This window comes from Herpetosiphonaceae bacterium (genome assembly GCA_036374795.1).
In the GTDB taxonomy this organism is placed as follows: domain Bacteria; phylum Chloroflexota; class Chloroflexia; order Chloroflexales; family Kallotenuaceae; genus LB3-1.
In genome coordinates, this window is the sequence record DASUTC010000037.1 from 59,809 (window position 1) to 79,596 (window position 19,788).

A 19,788-nucleotide genomic window follows, 5' to 3' on the forward strand; every position below is an offset into this window, starting at 1 on the left:
TCGCTAGATATCAATATCGACGATCTTCATGATCGCGAAGTAGCCCATGACGATCATCGCGCCCGATGTCACCGGCAGGCAGCACCAGGCTTTCGGCGGCAGGCCGAAAGTAAACATCGGAGCCATATAGCCTGGGTTGATCATCGAGAGGAAAATTGCCAGGCCGACCGGCAGCGCGGTGATCACGTAGCCCGAAATACGGCCTTGCGCGGTCAGCGTGCGAATCTCGCCTTTGATGCGCACCCGCTCGCGGATGGTATGCGCGATACTTTCGAGGATCTGCGCCAGGTTGCCGCCGACCTCGTGTTGAATATTGATCGCCGTGATCATCAGGTCGAGGTCGTCGCTCGGCACGCGGCGCAGCAGGTTCGCCAGCGCCGTCTCGGTGGTCATGCCAAGGCCCACCTCCTGGACGACGCGCCGGAACTCGCTGGCGACCGGCCCTGAGCCTTCTTTCGATACCAGATCCATCGATTGGAGCAGCGAGTAGCCTGAGCGCAGCGAGCTGGCGAGCATCGCGGTGGTATCGGCCAGCGCGCTGTTGAACTTGCGGATACGACTCTTCGCCCGCGACTTGACATAGATGTCGGGGAGGAACGAGCCGAGCACCGCGCCAAAGACCAGGCCGCCGATGCTGCCGGACAAGGTCCAGTAGCCCAGCAACTGGCTTGTGATCCACGCGGCGACCAGCGCCATGAAGCCCGCGCCGCCGACCTTGAGCATGACGAACTCGCCTGCGGTCAGCTTGAGATCGGCGCGAGCAAGGTCGCGGGCGATCCGCGATCCGCGCTCGGTTTTGGTGACAGCCGCGTCAACCCGTGCCCGCAGGTCAGGCGCGGCCTGCTCCGAGACGTCACCGCCCGCGAATTGGGCCAGCCGCTGATCGACGTTGGGCGCTGATTGTCCCATCAGCCGCACGATCAGAAAGAGCACGAGCGCGCCGACAACTGCAAAGACAATCAGAATAAGTAGCATTGAATTCATGGCGTTTCCTGGACGTTGTGATACCGGCTCTACATAAAGCGATCGTTAGTGCCGAAGATACCCGGCGGCAGATAGATGCCGTATGCCTCGAACTTTTCGACGAAGCGCGGACGAACACCGGTAGGCCGCAGGCGTCCAACGATTTTGCCGCGCTCATCGACGCCGGTTTGCTCAAAGACGAAAATATCTTGAAGCTGGACCGTGTCGCCTTCCATGCCCACGACTTCGGTGATGTTGATGATTTTGCGCGAGCCGTCCTTGAGCCGCGCCTGCTGGACGATCAGATCGACCGCCGAGGCCGTCTGCTCGCGGATCGCGCGGATCGGCAGGTCCATACCCGCCATCAGGCACATTGTCTCGATACGCGACATCGCATCGCGGGGCGTGTTGGCGTGCAGCGTGGTCAGCGAGCCGTCGTGGCCTGTATTCATCGCCTGCAACATCGCCAGCGTCTCGCCGCCACGGCACTCGCCGACGATCACGCGGTCGGGACGCATACGCAGCGAGTTGATGATCAGATCCATCATCGTCACCTCGCCGGTGCCCTCAACCGATGCGGGCCGCGATTCGAGCGTAACGACGTGATCTTGCCGCAGTTGCAGCTCGGCGGCGTTTTCAACCGTCACGATCCGCTCGTCGTCGGGGATGAAGCCCGACAAAATGTTTAGCGTCGTCGTCTTGCCGGAGCCGGTACCGCCCGCCACCACCACATTCAGGCGCGCCTTGATACAGGCATTGAGCAGATCGGCCATCTCGCGCGTGATCGTCCCGTAGCGGATCATATCCTCGACGGTGATGCGCTCCTTGGCAAACTTACGGATCGTGATCACCGGGCCGAGCAGCGAGATCGGGCGAATAATCACGTTGACACGCGAGCCGTCTTTGAGCCGCGCGTCGACCATCGGCGAAGACTCGTCGACACGTCGGCCAAGCGGCGCGATAATCCGGTCGATGATCCGCATCGCGTGCTCGTCGTTGAGAAACGTCGTCGCGACTTTCTGGAGCTTGCCTTTGCGCTCGACATAGATCTGCTGCGGGCCGTTCACCATAATTTCGCTAATATCCGCCTCGGCCAGCAAATCTTCGAGCGGGCCAAGGCCGGTAATATCATGCATGATCACTTCCAGCAGCCGCGCGCGCTCCGTCCGTCCGATCACCATGCCCTCGCCGTCCAGCACGCTCGTCAGAATCTCGTCGACCTGGCGCTGGATCACGGCGACATTATTGGTATCGATCCGTGGGTCCATCGTTTCGATCAGCCGCTCCTGAACTTTGCGGCGGATCTCGGCGGTCTTGGTCTGATCAGGCTCGCGCACCGCTGTTGCCGCGCCGGGGCGTCCAGGTGGGGGAGAACTTGGGCGCTGTGCGGGCGTAGCTGATGGTGCGCTGTTTGTGCCACTCGCTCCTGGTTCGCCGATTCGCTTTAACAACGACATGCGTTACCTCGTCAGGCTGTAGCTAGTTTCGAGTTTCACGTTTCAAGTTTCGAGTGCGTCGAACGTTGAACGTTGAACGCAGCGCCTTGCCCGGAGCGACACACCTGCTTCAGGCAAGGCCGCACACCTATCGTTTGGTGAGCAAGCGTCCGAATAAACCTTTGCTCGTCTCCTGCACCACCGGCGCTGCGGCGGGCGTAGGCGCGCCCTTCGAGCTTGCCGCCTTCCCGTTTTCGGGAGTGGCCGGAGCCGGATTGAGCGCATTCGCCGTCAGCGCCGCCAGCCCCGTAATATCCTTGGCTACCGGGTGGTTGCGCCGATCGATGACCAGGGGCACGCCCTGATTGAGCGCCAGCGTCATCTCGTAGGGCGCGTTGCCGATCTGCGCAGCCACTTTATGACGAATCTGGCCCTCGATGCTCTCGGCTCGAATACCCAGCCGCGAGTCGGCTTTGTTGAGCACCAGCATCAGCTTGTCGTCGGCGTAGCCGAGCGGCCCTGCCAGCTCGCAGAACTGCTTGACGTTTTTGATCGCCGTCAGCTCCAGCGTCATCAGCACCAGGATGCGATCGGCAACGTCCAGAATCGTCAGGGTGCGATCGTCGTAGGCGGTCTGCGTATCCACCACCACATAATCGAACTGGGTGCGCAGGCCCTCCAGCACGGTCCGCAGTTGGTCCGGGGTAATCCCCTCGCCGCTCTGCGAGTCGGGCGGCGCGAGCAGCACGCGCACCTGCGAGGTGTGCGGCACGGTGACATCGTTGATCAACTGCGCATCGATGTCATGCACCCGTGACGCCAGATCGAGCACCGTCTTGTTGGCGACAATGTTCATCGCCACGCCGACATCGCCGAAGACCAGATTGCCGTCGACCAGCGCGACGCGCTTGTTGGTAATCTGCTTGAGCGCCACCGCCATGTTTGCGGCGATCACCGTGCAGCCGGAGCCGCCCTTGGGGCTGAACACCGCCACGATCTTGCCCTGGTCGGTACGCGCTGCGGCGGTTTCGATCGGCCCGGCGGCGAGGCGTGGTGCCGACGCGCGCAGCTTGTACACGTGGCGGATGCTGCGAACCAGTTCATCCGTATCCGGCGGCTTGATCAGGTACTCGCGCGCTCCGGCGAGCATCGCGCGGCGCAGATACTCCTGCTCGCTCTGCACGCTCATGATGATCACTTGCGTACCAGGTATTTGCGCGACGATGGCTTCCGTGGCCGCGATGCCGTCCAGCTCAGGCATGTTAATGTCCATCAGCACCACATCCGGCTGATGCTGCTTGCACAACTGGACGGCCTCGCGCCCGTTCGCGGCCTTGGCGACGACTACGATGTCCTTCTCGAAGTACAGCGCTTTTTCGAGGATTTCGCGTGTTTCGGCGACATCATCGGCAATGATGACCTTGATCTTATCGTCGTGTTCAGCCATGAGCTTCTTCTCCGCTCCTTCCAACCTATTGGTTGTTTGTATTGGTTTTTGGCGTAAACGACTCGGTATCGACTCGCGGCATCGTCGGCACCTGGTCAAGCTGCGTCGGGCCAGGCTGCTGCACCACCTGCGGGAAGCTCGGCATCGGCATACCGTAATTATCTACCAGAATACGCATCGTTGCACCCACCGTGCGCTCGGTGGTGTGGTCGCCAGCGCGCCGCAGCATCGTCGTGATGTTGATCCCACGGTCCAGCGCGAAGCGCAGCACCTCGGCCTCCTGGTTGGAGACGGCGATCACGATGATCCAGTTGCCGCTGTTCAACACATTGGCCTGCGAGGACGTGCCCGCGCCGGTTGTGCCCTCGCCCTCCGCTGGCGGCGCTGGCGGCGGCGTTGCCTCAGGAGTGGGCGATGCCTCGCCCTCCTCGCCCTCAACCACCGGCGCGGGCTTGATCACGTCGAGCACCTCGACATCCTGAAGCAGCACTTTCGACGCGCCCTCATTGGTGGTATGCTCGGTGATCGTATTGACGGTGCCGGTATCTTCCTTCTGCGGAACGCCCGGATGGAAGGTGATCACATCCAGATTGAACGAGGCGACAACATCGACGAAGTCGCCCGGCTGGACCAGATCGGCCACGCCTGAGAGGCTGTTGACCTGGATCGGGAAGGCCTTGACGGGAGCCTCGCCCTCTTTGGGAGCCGGGATCTTCTGCGCCAGACCAGCCTTGCGCAGCGCATCTTTACGGACGACATCGCCCGCCTTGATCGTGCTCGTCGCGATCATGTTGCGGGCATCCTCGATGCTGACCAGGTTCATGTCTTCGCTGAACTGGCTGGTCGGGACTTCGCCCATCTTGAGCAGGCCCTCGGTCGAAGTAATCACCGTGCCTTCAGGGATGTCGATGTCGGCTTTGACCACGGCAACCATCGGCTCGGTCGTGGGCGGCAGTTGCGCGGGGGTATTGGCAAACGCTCCTCCACTCGGAGAGTAGAACATGAGAACGCCCGCAGCGCCCGCTGCCAGGAGTAGAAAAAGTCCAACGATGATCAGTAAGCTGCTGCTTCCACGACGCATAATAAGCTACCTATACCTTTCGTGTGCTGAGTCGACGGATTGGGGGGCGCTTGCCTCCGTAAAGCGTGCAGGTTAACAAACAATGCCAGGGCAACCTGTGCCGCGTTGCCCTGGCATTATAAGAGGGGAATGGTGGTTATTGAGCGATGCGTTAGCCCTAAACCGCCTTGGTACTTTCAGAAGTGTTACAGTTATGCCTACTGACTATCCCCAATCGTATGGACACGTCTACGGGGCATCTCCGGCGCGGTCGGGATCGCAGCGCCCTGCGTCGGCGGCGTCATGGTCATCGGCACGAAGGTGCGCTTATCGACGAATTCATTGACCGTGACGGTGAACGGCCCAAAGATATTGTCCGTTTCGCCGAGCGTCGTCGAGGTGTCGGATTCTTTGACGTTGCCGAAGATTGCCGCCGGATCATCGATTGAGTCGACCATCACATAGATGTTGTACGTGCCGACGGCGGTGAAGATATGCTTCCAGTTCACCGTCGGGCAGTTGGTGGTACACGAGCCAGGACGCCAGTTTGCCGAGGGGATGATGTAGGGTCCTTCCATCGTGCTTTTCATCAGCGCCTTGCTGACCTCGGCCCAGGCAATGCCGGTTTGACCCATCGTGGGAGCGGTCGGCGTTTGACCGGGCGGTATGACATAGATGTCGACGAAGAATGATCCGGGCGCGTCCCAGTCTGCGTCGAGCGCTGGGTGCTCGGCGTCATAGCGTTCGTTGATGATCGGGATCACTGGCGTGATCGTGGTGGTGGTTGAGTCGATTGTACTGGGCTGGAATTGTGGCGGATTCTGCGCCTTGAAACGAATGTTGGGAAATCCAATACGCTTGACATCCAGCTCGACCTTATCCAAGATCGGCGAGGACCTGCGGTTGGTAGGCGACGCTTTGAGCGTGGCGATGAACTGGAAGTATTGCGCCTCGATCGACGGAGAGAATGTGAAGGTGTAGGTATTTGTGCCGGCCTGGGGCGTGATCGGAATGACAGTCGGCGCGCTCAGATTTTGCCGATCGTTGCCGACACGGTATTGCATCTCGATCGTTTCACCTGGGTCTACCATCGTGGTAAATATGAGCCTGAAGTATTCCGCTCTTAGACCAAAGTCGAATACTTTCGAGTAATACCTGCCGTCGGCCACGAAGTCTTCCGTTTCCTGGGGCTGCTCGTCAAGATCGCCGTACAACACCTGGCTGCTGGCTCGATCTTGTGTCTGCTGATTGATCTGGACCCTGCCGCCAAGGATATAGGCATAATCAATGGCGGTCTGCGAGTCCCTCAACGTCTCCATCGTATGATACATGCGCGCCTGTTCGAGCGCGCCTTGATCAAGATCAAAGTTCGCGGAAAGCGGGTCAGGCCGGTAGAGCTTGAGGTCTTCCTCGATAAAGCCGCGCGCGAGGGAGGTCGTCGGCGCATCGGCGTTGACACTACCACCGGAGATAGTGATCTTGCCCTTAGCCTGGACCGCATCATGTCCGATGCGGGTTTCCGACATATTGCCGGTATCCAGCCAGGCGATCGGCGCTGCCGGATCGGTGCCGTTGATCTTGGCAATATAGGCGTTGGCATCGTATATGTTGACCGTGTTGGTTCCGCCGATCAAATACACTCCAGTGGAGCCATCGTCGGGATCGATAAATGTCACCGCCGCAGCGCTTGCCAGCGCAACAGTCTGCACACTGGTGTTAATGCGTTCGGTAATATCGCCAACTGCCTCCCACGCGCCGAGCACAGGGCCGCTGCCGCTGGCTGTCACCTTGGAGCGGAAGACGGTGCTGAAGTACAGCTCGTCGTATCCACCGGCAATATACGTTCGGCTCAAGCCGCCAAAGAGATAGATATACGTCTCCCCGGCGATCGTGATGGTCGCGGCAGAAATATTGCGAGCGCCGCCGCCGCGTCCCACGTCGGGATCGTTCAGATCGTAGTTGGGCTCGTGCGGCAACTGGCTCGCCGATAGCTGCCAGGACCCTGGGAGCAATTGCCCGTTGGGGTTTTCACGAATTTCGTAGCTGTAGATATTGGCCGTGGTGACATCGTCGAGGTTGCCCTCGCCGCGCTGGCCGCCGAGCACGAAAAGATACGCTTTACTGCCGACCTCTACCACAATCGTGGCGGCGTCGGAAACTTTGATTGGAAGCGCCGGGATCGTAGAATTGCCCGATTGCCAGGACCAAGGCTCCAACTGGCCGCCGCTGCCCGGTATGAGCTTGCTTGCAAAGAAGGCGTCGCTCTTGACCAGCTGGCCGTTTTCGAGCTTGTTGCCGCCGACGACGAAGATCCGATTGCGGTAGGTCGTCGTCGTGTGCTGGCTCAATCCGTAGGGCAACCCGGTTGCGGTGTCCCACTGGTCCAAAACTTTCGCGGGTACGAGCTGCACGCCGCCGATCTCGGTTGCTGCCAGGCCGGTACGGATGAAGCGCCCTTCGCTCCAATTCTGGTTCGAGTCCGCCAGACGAACGACGGCTTGCGCCGCGGTGCTCGGCTTCGGCCACAGAACGAGCAAGAGCGTGATAATGATCAGCCAACTGGTGACTGCTAGTGGTCGTCGGCGATGCGGTTTCATCGATGCACCTTTCCATGAGTTACCTGTGCTTTAGGCAGAGGCGATGTCGACTGATCCCTATGCCTGGCGAAGGTGTAAGCTGATGTACACATAGGGGGACTAATACATGCTGTAGAGGGAGATGTCTGGTAGGAATGACACAACACGTGATGAATGTTTCCAAAGGCTATACGTCGTAGCGCTGTCGCATGAGAGCTGGATCTTCAATATCGGGCTTAAAATACAAAGAAGGCAGCGTTTTTTCTGATGTACCACAGCAATTCATTGCGTTGATCAAAACAGTGCCGGAGCAGGCCTAGCGCGCTAAGCCTGCTCCGGCGAGCTATCCAACTACGGCGTGTTGCAGCCGTTCAGCGGGACGTTATCCGGGCCGAGCGGCAGCGACATGAGCAGTTCTGTATACACCGTCGCTCCGTTCGGGAATTGCGGGTTGATATAGACCGAAGCCTGCTGTTCTTCGCTCAGGTTGAGGCCGTTGCGCACACGTGAGTACTTGCGGGTCTTGCCGTCCTCACGGCTGGTGATCGTCAGCGGCTCCGACTTGACGACGTACTGACCGGCTTCCAGGTCGACAAACCTCCACTGACCATTCGTGTACGCCACGGTCGTCTTGATGAAGGTCGGGTTATGCGGCTGCGTCAGCTTGATCTGCGCGCCCTCGGCAGGCTGCCATACCTCCATCGGCTGGCAGGTGTCCTGGTCCATCTTCTGTTTGATCGTGGCGTAGATGTTCGCCATCGCGCCGCCGTCGTCGGCCTCGTAGTAGTAGCCGGTGCCGCTGCTCATCTCAGGCAGACCCGCCGGGTCGAAGTTGCCGCCGCGCGGCGTGAGCGCCACGACGAAGACGCGCGCGCCTGAGTTCTTGATTCGGCTCGACACCTGCTGTCCCTGCCATACGGGGCGACCAGAAACCATGTTGTAGGATGGGTTGTTCAGGTAGTTTTGCTCATTGCCGCCGAGGCTGTTGTCGAATGGCACAAGCTCGCCGTACGGGCAGTTCTGCGCGCCACGGTCGCTGCCGCAGACGTTGAAGACGCCGTCGGTTGCGAAGAGCACGATCTGGCGATACTGCTTGCCCGCCGGTGGCGTGCGCTTGCTGCGCAGCAGGCTTTCCACCGCCTCGAACGCTTGAGGTCCGGGCGTATAGCCGGTGGCCGTCATCGACTTGGCTTTGGCCTGAACGGTGTTCCATCTCTTTTCGGGCGTGCAGGCGTTCCCGGTAATCTGCGCCGGGGTGCAGCCGGAGGTCGTCCAGCTAACCTGGGTCTTCGCAGCATTGTTGCCGGTGCCGGCGAAGGTCACAAAGGAGACGCGCGCATCCGGGTCGGATGTGAGATCGTATCCCTGCACAAAGTCCACAATCGCTTGCTTGGCGTCGTTGAGGCGCGGATACTGGTAGCCACCAGTGCCTGGGCGGCGGTCGTTCCAGTCGTAGCCCATCGATTCCGAGGTGTCCATGACCAGCACGATGTCATAGGTAGTATCGCCTGGGAGCTGCTTGCTCCAGACACGGTTGACCTTGCTCGTGCCGTCGACGTTGAAGCGCTTGGCCGTCTCGTAGCTGTCGTCCGGGTTCGGCTCGCTGGCGCACTCGCTCGGCGAAGCCTTGGCATCGCCCAGATACTGAAGATTGATATACTTGGGGCTGGCCGTCATGGAGTAATCCTTCATGCGGAACACGCCCATCTTGATCACGTGGAAGGTCGAGATGCCGCCGACTTTGGTCGCAATATCGTACATCGGCAGGATCAGATCGCGCTTCTTCGCGGCCAGCGCATCCAGCTCATCCTTCAAGCTCGACTTGGCACCCGTATCGCCGTTGATCCAGTCGCCCAGGGTAAGCTGCCCAAGGGGCTTGGTGTTTGGCAGCGAGGGATCGCCCACGACACCTTCGGTGAAGCCATCCTGAAGGCGGCCCGGATACGTCATCGCATGGTCAAGCTCGCTCGCGCCGTTGCCGCCGGTCCAGCTCAGCCACGAGATATGCGTGCCAGCGACGGCGTCGTCCCAGTTCTCGACGGGCAGATGGACTGTCATGCCCTTCATCCTGTCCCAAACGCCCCAGTTCGGGTCGGTCATCGGCAGCTCGGTGCCGTTCGAGCGATAGATGCGGTGGTATGGCTCCGGAGCCTTGTGTCCGTGAGTCGATTTGGTCCGGATCAGATCGTGAGGCACGCCCAGCGGATAGACGCCCAGCCGGTAGCCGCCGATACAGGCATTGCCGTTCGCATTCACCGTCAGGTCGTTCCGACCGATGACACGCGCAAAGTAGGTGCCGACGCGCTCAGTAATTGTCACCTGCAAGCGCACGATGTTGTTCGGGGGATTTTGTGCGCCGTTGGGAACGTTAGCCGTGGAGCCGTTCCACGTGCCCAGCATAACGACGCTGCCGTTCTCAAGGATATAGTCGGCGCGGTAGCTATAGTCCGGGCCAACATTATCGACGCGGTTGCCCGCCATGGTCCGCTGGATGTTTGCCCAGACGTCCTGGTTGCGCTGGTTGATGATCACCGAGTTCATGCCCGCTAATGCACCTGCATTGGCGGCATTCTGCATACGGCGCTGCTGACCATATGCATTCCCGACGTCGACTGATAAGCCTACCATTGCAATAATGACAACAAGCATTAGTGCAATCAATGGCATGCTCTGGCCTGATTGTCTACGATAACTGCGACGCATACGACTACCCCCGATAATGTTGGATGTACTATAATCTGATCGGAGTCTGCGCTGGTGGCGCATAAAGCTACCCCCGATAATGTTGAAGCGCGGCTGGAACGACTTCGGAGTTGATACGGTGCCGGGCCTCTGTCTGCCTACGGCCCGGCAACAATGGGCTTCACCGAGATGGCGCGGATTGGCATGTCCTCGCCGACTGCCGGTGAGATGGCGAACGGATGGTAGATGATCGTCGCACGCACGACGATATAACACTGTCGGCCTTGACTATCGAAGCGTTTGCGCGCCAGACAGTCCGGGTTGCTCGTTCCGTTGAAGCTCTCGCCGACGGCAAAGTCATCGTTGGTGATGATGATTTGCGAGCTGTCGGCCTCCTGGATCCGCACGCGCTGCTCGATCCAGCCCCAGCCATGCTCTCCCAGATCATCGACATTATTCGAGTCGAGGTCGAGCGTGCTGGCCGAACCTTTAAGCTGGGTGCCCTGCTCGGTGCGAAAACGCGTGCGGGCCTCACGATCGGCGGCTGCCTCAAGCTGCGCTTCGTCACATGAATTTGAAGTGCAACTGGCGTGCGGGTAGAGCGTCAGGTAGCTGCTTGCCTCGGCGGTGGCATTCATCAGCGTCTGGTACGACTTGTAGGCGATACCCAGATCGACCGCTGCCGCAAACAGGAGCGCCAGAAAGGTTGCCGCCAGCGCAAGCTCGACCATCGCCTGGCCTGATGCGTGTCGCCGCGCGAAACGGTGTGCAACCTGCTTGCGAAGCGTGCGGTGGATATGCCATGAGCGCTTAATGTTCATGAGATCTACTCCTACCAATACCATCAATCGCAAACGGTTACTACGAGCAATCCGGGTTGAGCCCTGGAGGTGCGCCCGTGCTGACGATCGTGCGTCGCGCAGTGAAGTTGAAGTTCAGGAACTCGCCCAAAAATCGCTGACCGATCGGGGATAGCCATTCACCCTGGTAGGTGAGCTGCACTTGAATCAACTTGCCCGGATTTCGAGTAGATCCTGACGGATAGCTGATGGTAATGTTGTTATAGGTCAAGTCGCTCAGGAAGACGCCGTCAAGGGCATGTTCCTTGATCAGCACCGCGCATTTGTCGCCCGCGTTGTCGTCGGACGAGCTGACCGTGAACGGCGGTGTTTTGGCCGCCCACTCCGATGCCCGGCGTGTGGCATTTTCCAGCTCGGAGTAGGTGTACACGTAGTAGCCTATCTCCATCGTGCCGATAGTCATGAGGATGAGGAATGGCAGAAGAAGTGCTAATTCAACTATTGATTGGCCCTGTGCGAGTCGTTTCATACGGAGACTCCTGACACCTTCTGTTTATGGATAGAAGTATAGAAGCCTCACTCTGGCACAACCATAGTCCGATGGTACCAAGTTCTGAAACATGCAAAACCCCCACAGAGCGCAGTTCGACCAGGATTGATCAGACTGGCGTCGGTGGGGCGGTGTGGCTTGTGCGCCCTGTTTATGGGCTGATCGTCGCGCCTGCGAAGCGCACGCCGAGGCGGCGGGCATCCTGGGATTGTGGCATTCCCAGATCAGGCGGTGTCGCGGCAGGTATCCAGGGTGTGGAGCGCACGCGGATCAGCACGGCGCTGTCCGTTCCCAGGTGCGGAAGCTCAACCTGTACCTCGGAGATCGTCTCAAGGAGCGCGGTGCAGCTCAGCTCGCGCCAGGGTACGCCGGGTGCAGCCGGCTGGGCGACGCCGCCATCAGGGTATGGGCTGGGCTCCGCAACGATGTCGATACAGACGCGCGCAGCGCCGAGCGCCTGCGGACGTTTGCCGCCCGCGAGGAACAACGCCAGGCTCCTGCCCTGCGCCGTCGTCGGCAGCCGCAGCACAGCTATGCCATCAGTCCAGGCGGTGCGCTGCGGCTCCTGCCCGATCTGCTCGCTGCGATAAAAACCGGCAACCTGCGCTCCGGTATCGTCGTACGTGAACGAGCGCGGCTGGTCTGCGGCGTCCGCTGGCACAAGCTCATACAGGTGAAACGGAACCTCGTTGATGTACGAGATTTTCGGCTTCTGGTCGGCAAGCTGCTGGAACTCGTTCAGCCGCAGGGTCCAGGTGTCGAGCGAGCGCAGGCCGTAGCCCGGAAAGAGCATGTCGCTGCCGCTGGCTGCCAGCAGCAGATAGACTCGTCGACCCTCGCCGCGCCAGCGCGTGACTTGATCGGCCAGCGCGGTGGGATATTTTGCCGGAGCGTAGCCCTTGACCGGCAGCGCGTTTCGTCCATAGACATAGGTGAGCGGCGCGGCGATCAGCTCTGAGGTGTTGCGCACGGCTACCTCGTCGACGCCGCCGCCACGGATCAGCACGATGTCCTGATCGCGGACCTGCTCGCCCAGCGCCTCGATCTGGCGCAGCACGCCAGCGTACTCCACGTGCGCATAGACCGTGCGACCCGTCACCACAAAAAAGAGCAGCAGCGCCGCCGTCAGCAGCGCACACAATCCGGCGCGCGCCAGACGTACGCGGCGGCTCCCTTCGACTCCGGCGCCCGGACGCCAGCCGCCGATCTGCGCCAGTGCGTAGGCCATTCCCAGCGCAAAGGCGGGATAGACCAGCGGGACGTAGCGCCGCAAGATGTAGATATAGGTCTGATCGCTGGTGCCGTACAGCGAGCGAATGTAGAACAGCGCATAGATCGTGGCGATCACCACGAAGAACCACGAGTGCCGGTCCAGCCTGTGCCAGAGCAGCAGCCAGCCGATCGTGCCCAGCGCCACGCCCAGCGGCGAGAGATACCAGCCCAGCCGGACCATATTCGCCAGTGCGATGTATAACGTTTCTTTGCATGGCTCGCCCGGCTGGCAATATTTGTCGATCGGCGGCTCGATCGGCGCGCCGACATAGCCCTGCAATCGCAGCCAGTTCGTCGGCGCGAACGGATGCCGCAGCGTCTCGGCGGTGAGGATTTCGGGTCGGATCAGGTAGCCGTAGATCGCCATCCCGCCTAAGGCCAGCGCGCCGCCGGTCAGCAGCCAGCGCCGCCGCCGTTGCAGCCAGCGCTCCAGCACAAGCAGCGGACGCGGCCAGCGCCAGATCGCCGCCAGCAGCAGAACGCCCACGCCAATCGCGCCGAGCTCGATCCACAGCCGCCACGGGTCCTGGTATTTGCTGCCCCAGCGATTCATGAAGCGATCTTGTAGCTCAGGCGTGAGGAACGGCAGGCTCAGGCGGATCGTGAGCGCGTAGTCTTGAAAGCGGGCGTAGCCGGTGTCGAAGAAGTAGGCTCGCGCGATCAGCAGCGTATGCAGCGCGGTGTGGACCAGCAGCGCGCCGAGTGTCAGCGCCAGCACCGTGTAGCCGATGTGCCAGCGGTGCGTCAGCGCGACGTACAGCAGCAGCGCCAGGGCAGGCCCCACCACCCAGAAGCTATCGATGCGCGTGAGCGCCAGCCCGCCGCACGCGCCACCGACCAGCACGCCCCACCAGATTCGCTCGCGCCGCGCGGTGGCGTCGGCAAAGTGGGTGAACGCCCACAGCCCGGCCAGGGTCAACGCCTGCGCCTGCGCCTCCGAGGTAGACATGCGGCTGAACCAGACCTGCGGCGTCATCAGCGCCAGGAACAGGGCTCCTAGCAGCCCGGCCTGTCCTCCCGCGATCCGCCGACCAAGCAGCCCCAGCAGCACGACGCCCAGCGTCCCGAACGCGCCGGTCGCGATCAAGCCAGCTGTGGGGCCGAGCATCGACACGAAGATCGCGATCCAGACCGGCCACAGGTGGAAGAACTGCGGCACTACGCGGCCCTGCGCAAGCTCGCCGCCGCTGATAAAGAAGCCCGCCGCTCGCACGCGCGTGGCGATGTTGCGCTTTGCGCTCTGGACGCCCAGTATGTTGGTTTCGATCTGTCTGGCGAGGTCATCGCCTGCCGCCGCTCGACGGCCAATATCCGCGACGATCGGATCGTGCTGCACGATCGAGCCGGTGCGCGCGATGGCAACGCCGGTATTGGCGTACACACCGGCATCCAGCCCGCCACGGATCACTTCAAAGGGCCGCGCCACCAGCAGCCCGAAGAGCAGCGCAATCCCCAGCAGCAGATGATCGAAGCGCAGCGCGGCGAGGCGCGCGCGCATGCCGCCGAGCGCTGTGCGCGCCGGTGAGCGGCCAGCCACGATGCCGGAAGGTGGAGCGGCGAGCCGCTCGAAGCGCGGCAGACGCCCCCGGCGGTGGAGCAGCAGCAGGCCGGGCACAGCCAGCGCCAGCACGCAGCCCGCAAGCAGCCAGTAGCCGAAAACGCCGATCTCGGCCATCAGGAAGGCCAGCCAGCCGACCAGCAGCACGCTCGCGACGATGCGGGTGATGTGGCGCTCGATGCCGCGTACGGCAATACCTTCTTCAAGCCACAGGCGGTCGAGGATGTAGCCCGGAATATACAAGAACAGCGGCACGCCAAGCAGCGTCCGCAGCACGATGCCAATGCTTTGCATGACGCGATTATACCAGCTTCGTTCGCGCCGCCCTCCAACGCGAAGCTGAGGCGCTGCTGATGGATACTATGCTGTGGCGGTTGGGCCAGGGGAAACAGCGCGGCGACGACGGCTGGTATAATCCAGGGTGGCGCGCCATCAGGCGGCGGGTACGTTGGGCGCAGTGTCCCCAACGATTCCCGAAAAGGTTTTTCTGAATATGCATTGTTTGTTTTTGGAGGATTGAGATGACTCATGGAGAGCGACCGGCTCGTACGCGATTCGCGCCGAGCCCCACGGGCTATGTGCATATCGGCAGTATGCGTACGATTCTGTTCGAGTGGCTCTGGGCACGGCATACCGGCGGCCAGTTTATTCTGCGTATCGAGGATACCGACCGCAACCGCTATATCGAGGGGGCCGAGGAGCAGCTCAAAGAGTCGATCCGTATGATGGGCCTGCTCTGGGATGAAGGCCCCGATGTCGGAGGCTCGTTCGCGCCTTACAAACAGTCGGAGCGCCTCGACATGTATCACAGGTACGCCAACGAGCTGCTGGCAAAGGGCCATCTCTACAAGTGCTGGTGTACGCCGGAGCGGCTCAAACAGGTCAACGAGGAGAAGCAGGCCCGCAAGGAGCCGCCCGGCTATGATCGGCACTGCCGCTCTTTGAGCGCCGAGGAGCGCGCCGCCGAGGAGGCGTCGGGCAAGCCTTGCGTGATTCGCCTGGCGGTGCCGCGTGAGGGCGAGACTGTGGTGAACGATCTGATTCGCGGCCCGATCACCTTCCAGAATGCGCTCCAGAACGATATGGTGATGATCAAGGGTGACGGCTATCCCACCTATCACTTCGCAGTTGTGGTCGACGACCATGAGATGCAGATTACGCATGTGCTGCGCGGCGACGAGTGGATCGCTACCTCGCCGCTCCATGTGCTGCTGTACCAGTTCTTCGGCTGGGAGCAGCCGGTGTGGGTGCATGTGCCCCAGGTGCTCGGCCCGGACGGCAAGAAGCTGTCGAAGCGCCACGGCGATACGTCGATCACCGATTATCTGGAGAAAGGCTATCTGCCGGAGGCGATCACGAATTTCCTGGCGCTGATCGGCTGGGGCTACGACGAAACCACGGAGATCATGACGCGCGACGAGCTGATCGAGCGCTTCGATCTGACGAAGATCTCGCCATCCGGCGGTGTGTTCAACATCGAGAAGCTGAATAAGTTCAACGGCATCTATATTCGCCGGATGTCGCCCGCCGAGCTGACCGGGCGTATTCTGCCGTATCTCCAGAAGGCCGGTCTGCTCAGTGAGGCTGTCAGCGCCCAGCAGCGCGCGTATATCGAGGCGCTGGTGCCGCTGATTCAGGAGCGGCTGGTCGTGCTCAGCGAAGCGCCCGATCTGCTGGCGTTCTTTTTCCACGCTCCCGCAGCCTACGACCACGCGCTGCTGGTGCCCAAGAAGCTCGACGCGCCCACCACTCAGGGCGCGCTGCTGGCGGCGACCGATGCGCTGCGCGGCCTTGAGGAGTGGAGCATCGCGGCGCTTGAGGCCCGTCTGCGCGCGCTGGCCGAGGAGCTTAGCCTCAAAGTCGGCGATCTGTTCATGGCGCTGCGTGTCGCCGCGACGGGCAGCAAGGTATCGCCGCCGCTCTTCGAGACGCTGCACGCGCTGGGCCGCGACGAAACGCTGGCCCGGCTGGAGCGTGCATCCGCGTCGCTGGCGAATGTGAGCGCCACCGCCTGATCGATCGCGCTTCGTCTCATCATCAAGAATCCTCGTGCCTGTCACCGGCGCGAGGATTTTTTGGGCTGCGTGCTACGTAATCTGTGGTATGACTATTGTATGCGTCGGAGTGGCGATGCACCTAGGGAGAATGGAGCAGCCTGAATGCCCGCTATTGTGTCTGTGGCGACCGCCGTGCCGCCTTATGCTGTCACGCAGCAAGCCGTCTGTGACTACGCTCGCGAGTTTTTTAGATCGAGCATTCCAGATATTGAGCGCTACCTGACGATCTTCGACAACGCGCAGATCGATACCCGCTATCTCTCGGAGCCGCCCGCATGGTATATGCAGCCGCATGGCCTGGGCCAGGCCAACGATCGCTTCATCGATAGCGCCTGCCAGCTTGGCGAGGAGGCCGCGCGCCGCTGCATGGAGCAGGCCGACGTTACGGCAGATCAGATCGATCATCTGATCTTTGTCTCGACGACCGGCCTTGCCGCGCCCTCGATCGACGCGCGCCTGATCACGCTGCTGAATCTCAGCCCGCACACGCGCCGCACTCCCATCTGGGGCCTTGGCTGCGCGGGCGGCCTGGGCGGCCTGGCGCGGGCACAGGAGTATGTGCGCGCGTTTCCCACACATCGCGTGCTGCTGGTGACGGTCGAGCTATGCACCCTGACGCTCCAGCCCGACGATCGCTCGAAGCGTAATCTGGTGGCGCTGTCGCTGTTTGGCGATGGCGCGGCGGCGGTGCTGGTGGCGGGCGATCAGGTCGTCGATCGCGCTGTGGAGCACGCTCCCCGCATTGTCGATACGCACTCGACGCTGTTCCCCGACTCGCTCGACCTGATGGGCTGGGACGTAGTCGATCAGGGCTTTCGCGTGGTCTTCGGCTCGCGGATTCCTTCCGTCGTCACGCGCCACTACCGCGATCTGGCAGCCGAGTTTCTAGCGCTGCACGATCTCACGCCCGACGCGATCGATCACCATATCTATCATCCCGGCGGCGCGAAGGTGCTGCAAGCCTACCAGTCCGCCCTCGATCTCGCTCCCGAAACGCTCGATCACAGCCGCGCCGTGCTGCGAGAATACGGTAATATGTCCTCGGCGACGATCTTCTTTGTTCTCGAACGCTTCCTCAAGCACGCGACGATCGCGCGCGGCGATACCGGCCTGCTGTGTGTCTTCGGGCCGGGCTTTTCGTCGGAGCTGGTGCTGATTGAGGGATAAGGAAGAACAAGGGAGCAGAGGAACAACTCGAAACTCGAAACTTTGAACGCGAAAGGAACGCTATGCCTGCTGAGCGGCTGTACTTCGACGACTCGTACATTCAGACATTTACGGCTCGTGTCACGCGGCGCACGACCTACAACGGACAGCCAGCCGTGGCGCTGGATCGATCCGCGTTTTATCCTGAGGGCGGCGGACAGCCGGGTGATCGCGGCATCTTGAACGAGGTGCCGGTGCTCGACACGCAGGCCGACGACGATGGCGAGGTCTGGCATCTGCTGGCAGCGCCGCTCGACTCCGAGCAGGTCGAGGGGCGGATCGATTGGGCGCGGCGCTTCGATCTCATGCAGCAGCATCACGGCCAGCATTTGCTGAGCGCCGCCTGCGAGCAGCACTTCGATGCGCGGACGATGGCGGTCCATCTCGGCACCGAAACCTGCACCGTCGATCTAGACTATCCCGGCTTCAGCGCCGAACAGATTGCCGCAATCGAGGAGGAAACCAACCGCATGATCTGGGCCAATGTGCCGATCGAGGCGCGATTTGTCACGCCCGATGAGCTAGGCAGGCTGTCGCTGCGCAAGCCGCCGCAAGCCTACGAGCGCATCCGGATCGTCTCGGCGGGCGATTTCGATCACTCGGCCTGTGGCGGCACGCATCCCCGCCAGACCGGCGAGGTGGGCAGCGTGATGATCCGGCGCTGGGAGCGCTACAAAAACGGCACGCGCGTCGAGTTTATCTGTGGTGGCCGCGCGATCCGCGACTATCGCTGGAAAACGCGCGTGCTGCTCGATCTGGCCGCAGATCTGTCGGTCGGCCTGCCGGAGCTGCCAGCAGCCGTCGAGCGCCTGCGCGCGGCAGAGGCTACGCAGCGCAAAGCTCTTGAGCGCGCCCAGGAGCGGCTGCTCGACTACGATGCCCAATCATTGATCGCGGCGGCTGAGACGATCGGCGGCGTGCCTGTGGTGGTGCAGGCGTATGCCGACCAAACGCTCGACGCGCTGCGTGGGCTGGGGCGGCGGATCGTGGATGCGGGCGGCGTGGCGCTGCTGGGGCTGCGCGCCGACAAGGCGCAGCTTGTGTTCAGCCGTCCGCCGCAGGTAGATGCCGACATGGGCGCGCTGCTGCGGGCGGCGGCGTCCGTTGTCGGCGGGCGCGGCGGCGGCAGGCCGGAGGCGGCGCAGGGTGGCGGCCCCGACGTCGAGCGGCTGGACGAGGCGCTGCAAATCGCGCTGGCTCAGATCAGACAGTCGTTGGGCGGCTGATGCGGTGGAGCGCCGTGCCTCCTCACGCGGGATCGGGCGGGGAGTGGACGGCGCCCGGCGAGATCAGGAAGTCGAGCGCCAACTGGTTGAAGCGCTGCGGCTGATCCCACATCGGCACGTGTCCGGCGCCGGGGATAATCGCGAGCCGCGATCCATGAATCGCCTGCTGGACCGCCTCCCCGACAGCCGACGGCACCAGTTTATCCTGAGCGCCCCAGATCAGCAGCGTTGGCGCGATGATCTTGCCAAGCGAGGCCGTGACATCGTTGGAGAGCAGGTCGAGCGCGCTCAGCAGCAGATTGATCGGACCCGCTCGCAGCGCGTCGTACGCCAGCGTGGGGAGAAAGTCGAGCCGTCCGTAGCGCCCTGCGGCGGGCAGCCGCAGCATCATTCGTAGCAGGTCGGCGCGCACCAGGCCGCTGGCCGCGACCAGCACCAGGCGGTCGATGCGGTCGGGATACTCGGCGGCGACGTGCGTCGCGATCTGGCCGCCCATCGAGTGGCCGATCAGGTGGGCGCGTCCCGCCGGAAGCTGGCTGATAAACTCGCCGATATGCCGCGCCGCTGTCTCGATCGGGATCGGGCGGAGCGCGCGGTTGCTGCCGTAGCCGACCAGATCGACGACGTAGACGGTAAAGTGCCGGGCTAGCGCGTCAATGTTGCGCCGCCACCAGCCGCCCGATCCCGACAGGCCATGCACCAGCAGCAGCGGCTTGCCGCTGCCGTGCTCCTGGTAGAGCAGCTTGTGTTGCCCGAAGCGGATTACGTTGGGCCTGGTCGTGCGTCGGAACATTGGCAAAAACATCGCTCTTGTCATCCGATTCCAAAAGCTGAATGTGCTATCATGGCTCGGATGCTGCAAGAATCATGCGCAACACTCGTCACTCTTTCAGCGTACAGCTTAACGGTTGCCACGGTTAATGCTGGGTGCTATTCTTTAGTGGTGTATAGTTTG

General features: G+C 61.9%; 13 protein-coding genes. 3 read left to right on the forward strand and 10 right to left on the reverse strand.

Annotated elements, in window-relative coordinates:
* Positions 1 to 3 precede the first annotated feature (3 nt).
* From VFZ66_02355 to VFZ66_02395, 9 genes are all read right to left on the reverse strand, one after another.
* On the reverse strand, positions 4 to 984 hold the full coding sequence (locus VFZ66_02355; GenBank protein HEX6287998.1) for a type II secretion system F family protein: 981 nt from the start codon (positions 982 to 984) through the stop codon (positions 4 to 6).
* A 29-nt stretch (positions 985 to 1,013) separates the two neighbouring features.
* Positions 1,014 to 2,300 (reverse strand): CpaF family protein, encoded by a 1,287-nt coding sequence (locus VFZ66_02360; GenBank protein HEX6287999.1) that lies wholly within the window; start codon positions 2,298 to 2,300, stop codon positions 1,014 to 1,016.
* Positions 2,301 to 2,547: 247 nt separating this feature from the next.
* Positions 2,548 to 3,846 (reverse strand): response regulator, encoded by a 1,299-nt coding sequence (locus tag VFZ66_02365; GenBank protein ID HEX6288000.1) that lies wholly within the window; start codon positions 3,844 to 3,846, stop codon positions 2,548 to 2,550.
* A gap of 25 nt (positions 3,847 to 3,871) precedes the next feature.
* Complete coding sequence (gene cpaB, locus VFZ66_02370) at positions 3,872 to 4,927, reverse strand: Flp pilus assembly protein CpaB (GenBank protein HEX6288001.1); 1,056 nt, start codon at positions 4,925 to 4,927, stop codon at positions 3,872 to 3,874.
* 197 nt (positions 4,928 to 5,124) lie between these two features.
* Positions 5,125 to 7,503 (reverse strand): hypothetical protein, encoded by a 2,379-nt coding sequence (locus VFZ66_02375; GenBank protein HEX6288002.1) that lies wholly within the window; start codon positions 7,501 to 7,503, stop codon positions 5,125 to 5,127.
* A 330-nt stretch (positions 7,504 to 7,833) separates the two neighbouring features.
* Positions 7,834 to 10,248, reverse strand: a complete 2,415-nt coding sequence (locus VFZ66_02380; protein ID HEX6288003.1) for a VWA domain-containing protein — start codon at positions 10,246 to 10,248, stop codon at positions 7,834 to 7,836.
* Positions 10,249 to 10,322: 74 nt separating this feature from the next.
* Positions 10,323 to 10,985 carry a TadE/TadG family type IV pilus assembly protein gene (locus VFZ66_02385; protein HEX6288004.1) on the reverse strand — a complete coding sequence of 221 codons (663 nt, stop codon included), beginning with the start codon at positions 10,983 to 10,985 and terminating at the stop codon, positions 10,323 to 10,325.
* 40 nt (positions 10,986 to 11,025) lie between these two features.
* On the reverse strand, positions 11,026 to 11,493 hold the full coding sequence (locus VFZ66_02390) for a TadE/TadG family type IV pilus assembly protein (protein ID HEX6288005.1): 468 nt from the start codon (positions 11,491 to 11,493) through the stop codon (positions 11,026 to 11,028).
* A gap of 172 nt (positions 11,494 to 11,665) precedes the next feature.
* Positions 11,666 to 14,638: a hypothetical protein gene (locus tag VFZ66_02395; protein ID HEX6288006.1), complete on the reverse strand. Its 2,973-nt coding sequence runs from the start codon at positions 14,636 to 14,638 to the stop codon at positions 11,666 to 11,668.
* 227 nt (positions 14,639 to 14,865) lie between these two features.
* Here VFZ66_02395 and gltX point away from each other — a divergent pair, with 227 nt between their 5' ends.
* From gltX to VFZ66_02410, 3 genes are all read left to right on the forward strand, one after another.
* Positions 14,866 to 16,359, forward strand: a complete 1,494-nt coding sequence (gene gltX / locus VFZ66_02400; GenBank protein ID HEX6288007.1) for a glutamate--tRNA ligase — start codon at positions 14,866 to 14,868, stop codon at positions 16,357 to 16,359.
* A gap of 144 nt (positions 16,360 to 16,503) precedes the next feature.
* Complete coding sequence (locus VFZ66_02405; protein HEX6288008.1) at positions 16,504 to 17,568, forward strand: 3-oxoacyl-[acyl-carrier-protein] synthase III C-terminal domain-containing protein; 1,065 nt, start codon at positions 16,504 to 16,506, stop codon at positions 17,566 to 17,568.
* Between the two features lie 62 nt (positions 17,569 to 17,630).
* Positions 17,631 to 18,833: a DHHA1 domain-containing protein gene (locus tag VFZ66_02410; GenBank protein HEX6288009.1), complete on the forward strand. Its 1,203-nt coding sequence runs from the start codon at positions 17,631 to 17,633 to the stop codon at positions 18,831 to 18,833.
* A gap of 22 nt (positions 18,834 to 18,855) precedes the next feature.
* Here VFZ66_02410 and VFZ66_02415 read toward each other — a convergent pair whose 3' ends face one another.
* Positions 18,856 to 19,626, reverse strand: a complete 771-nt coding sequence (locus tag VFZ66_02415) for an alpha/beta fold hydrolase (GenBank protein ID HEX6288010.1) — start codon at positions 19,624 to 19,626, stop codon at positions 18,856 to 18,858.
* Positions 19,627 to 19,788 lie beyond the last annotated feature (162 nt).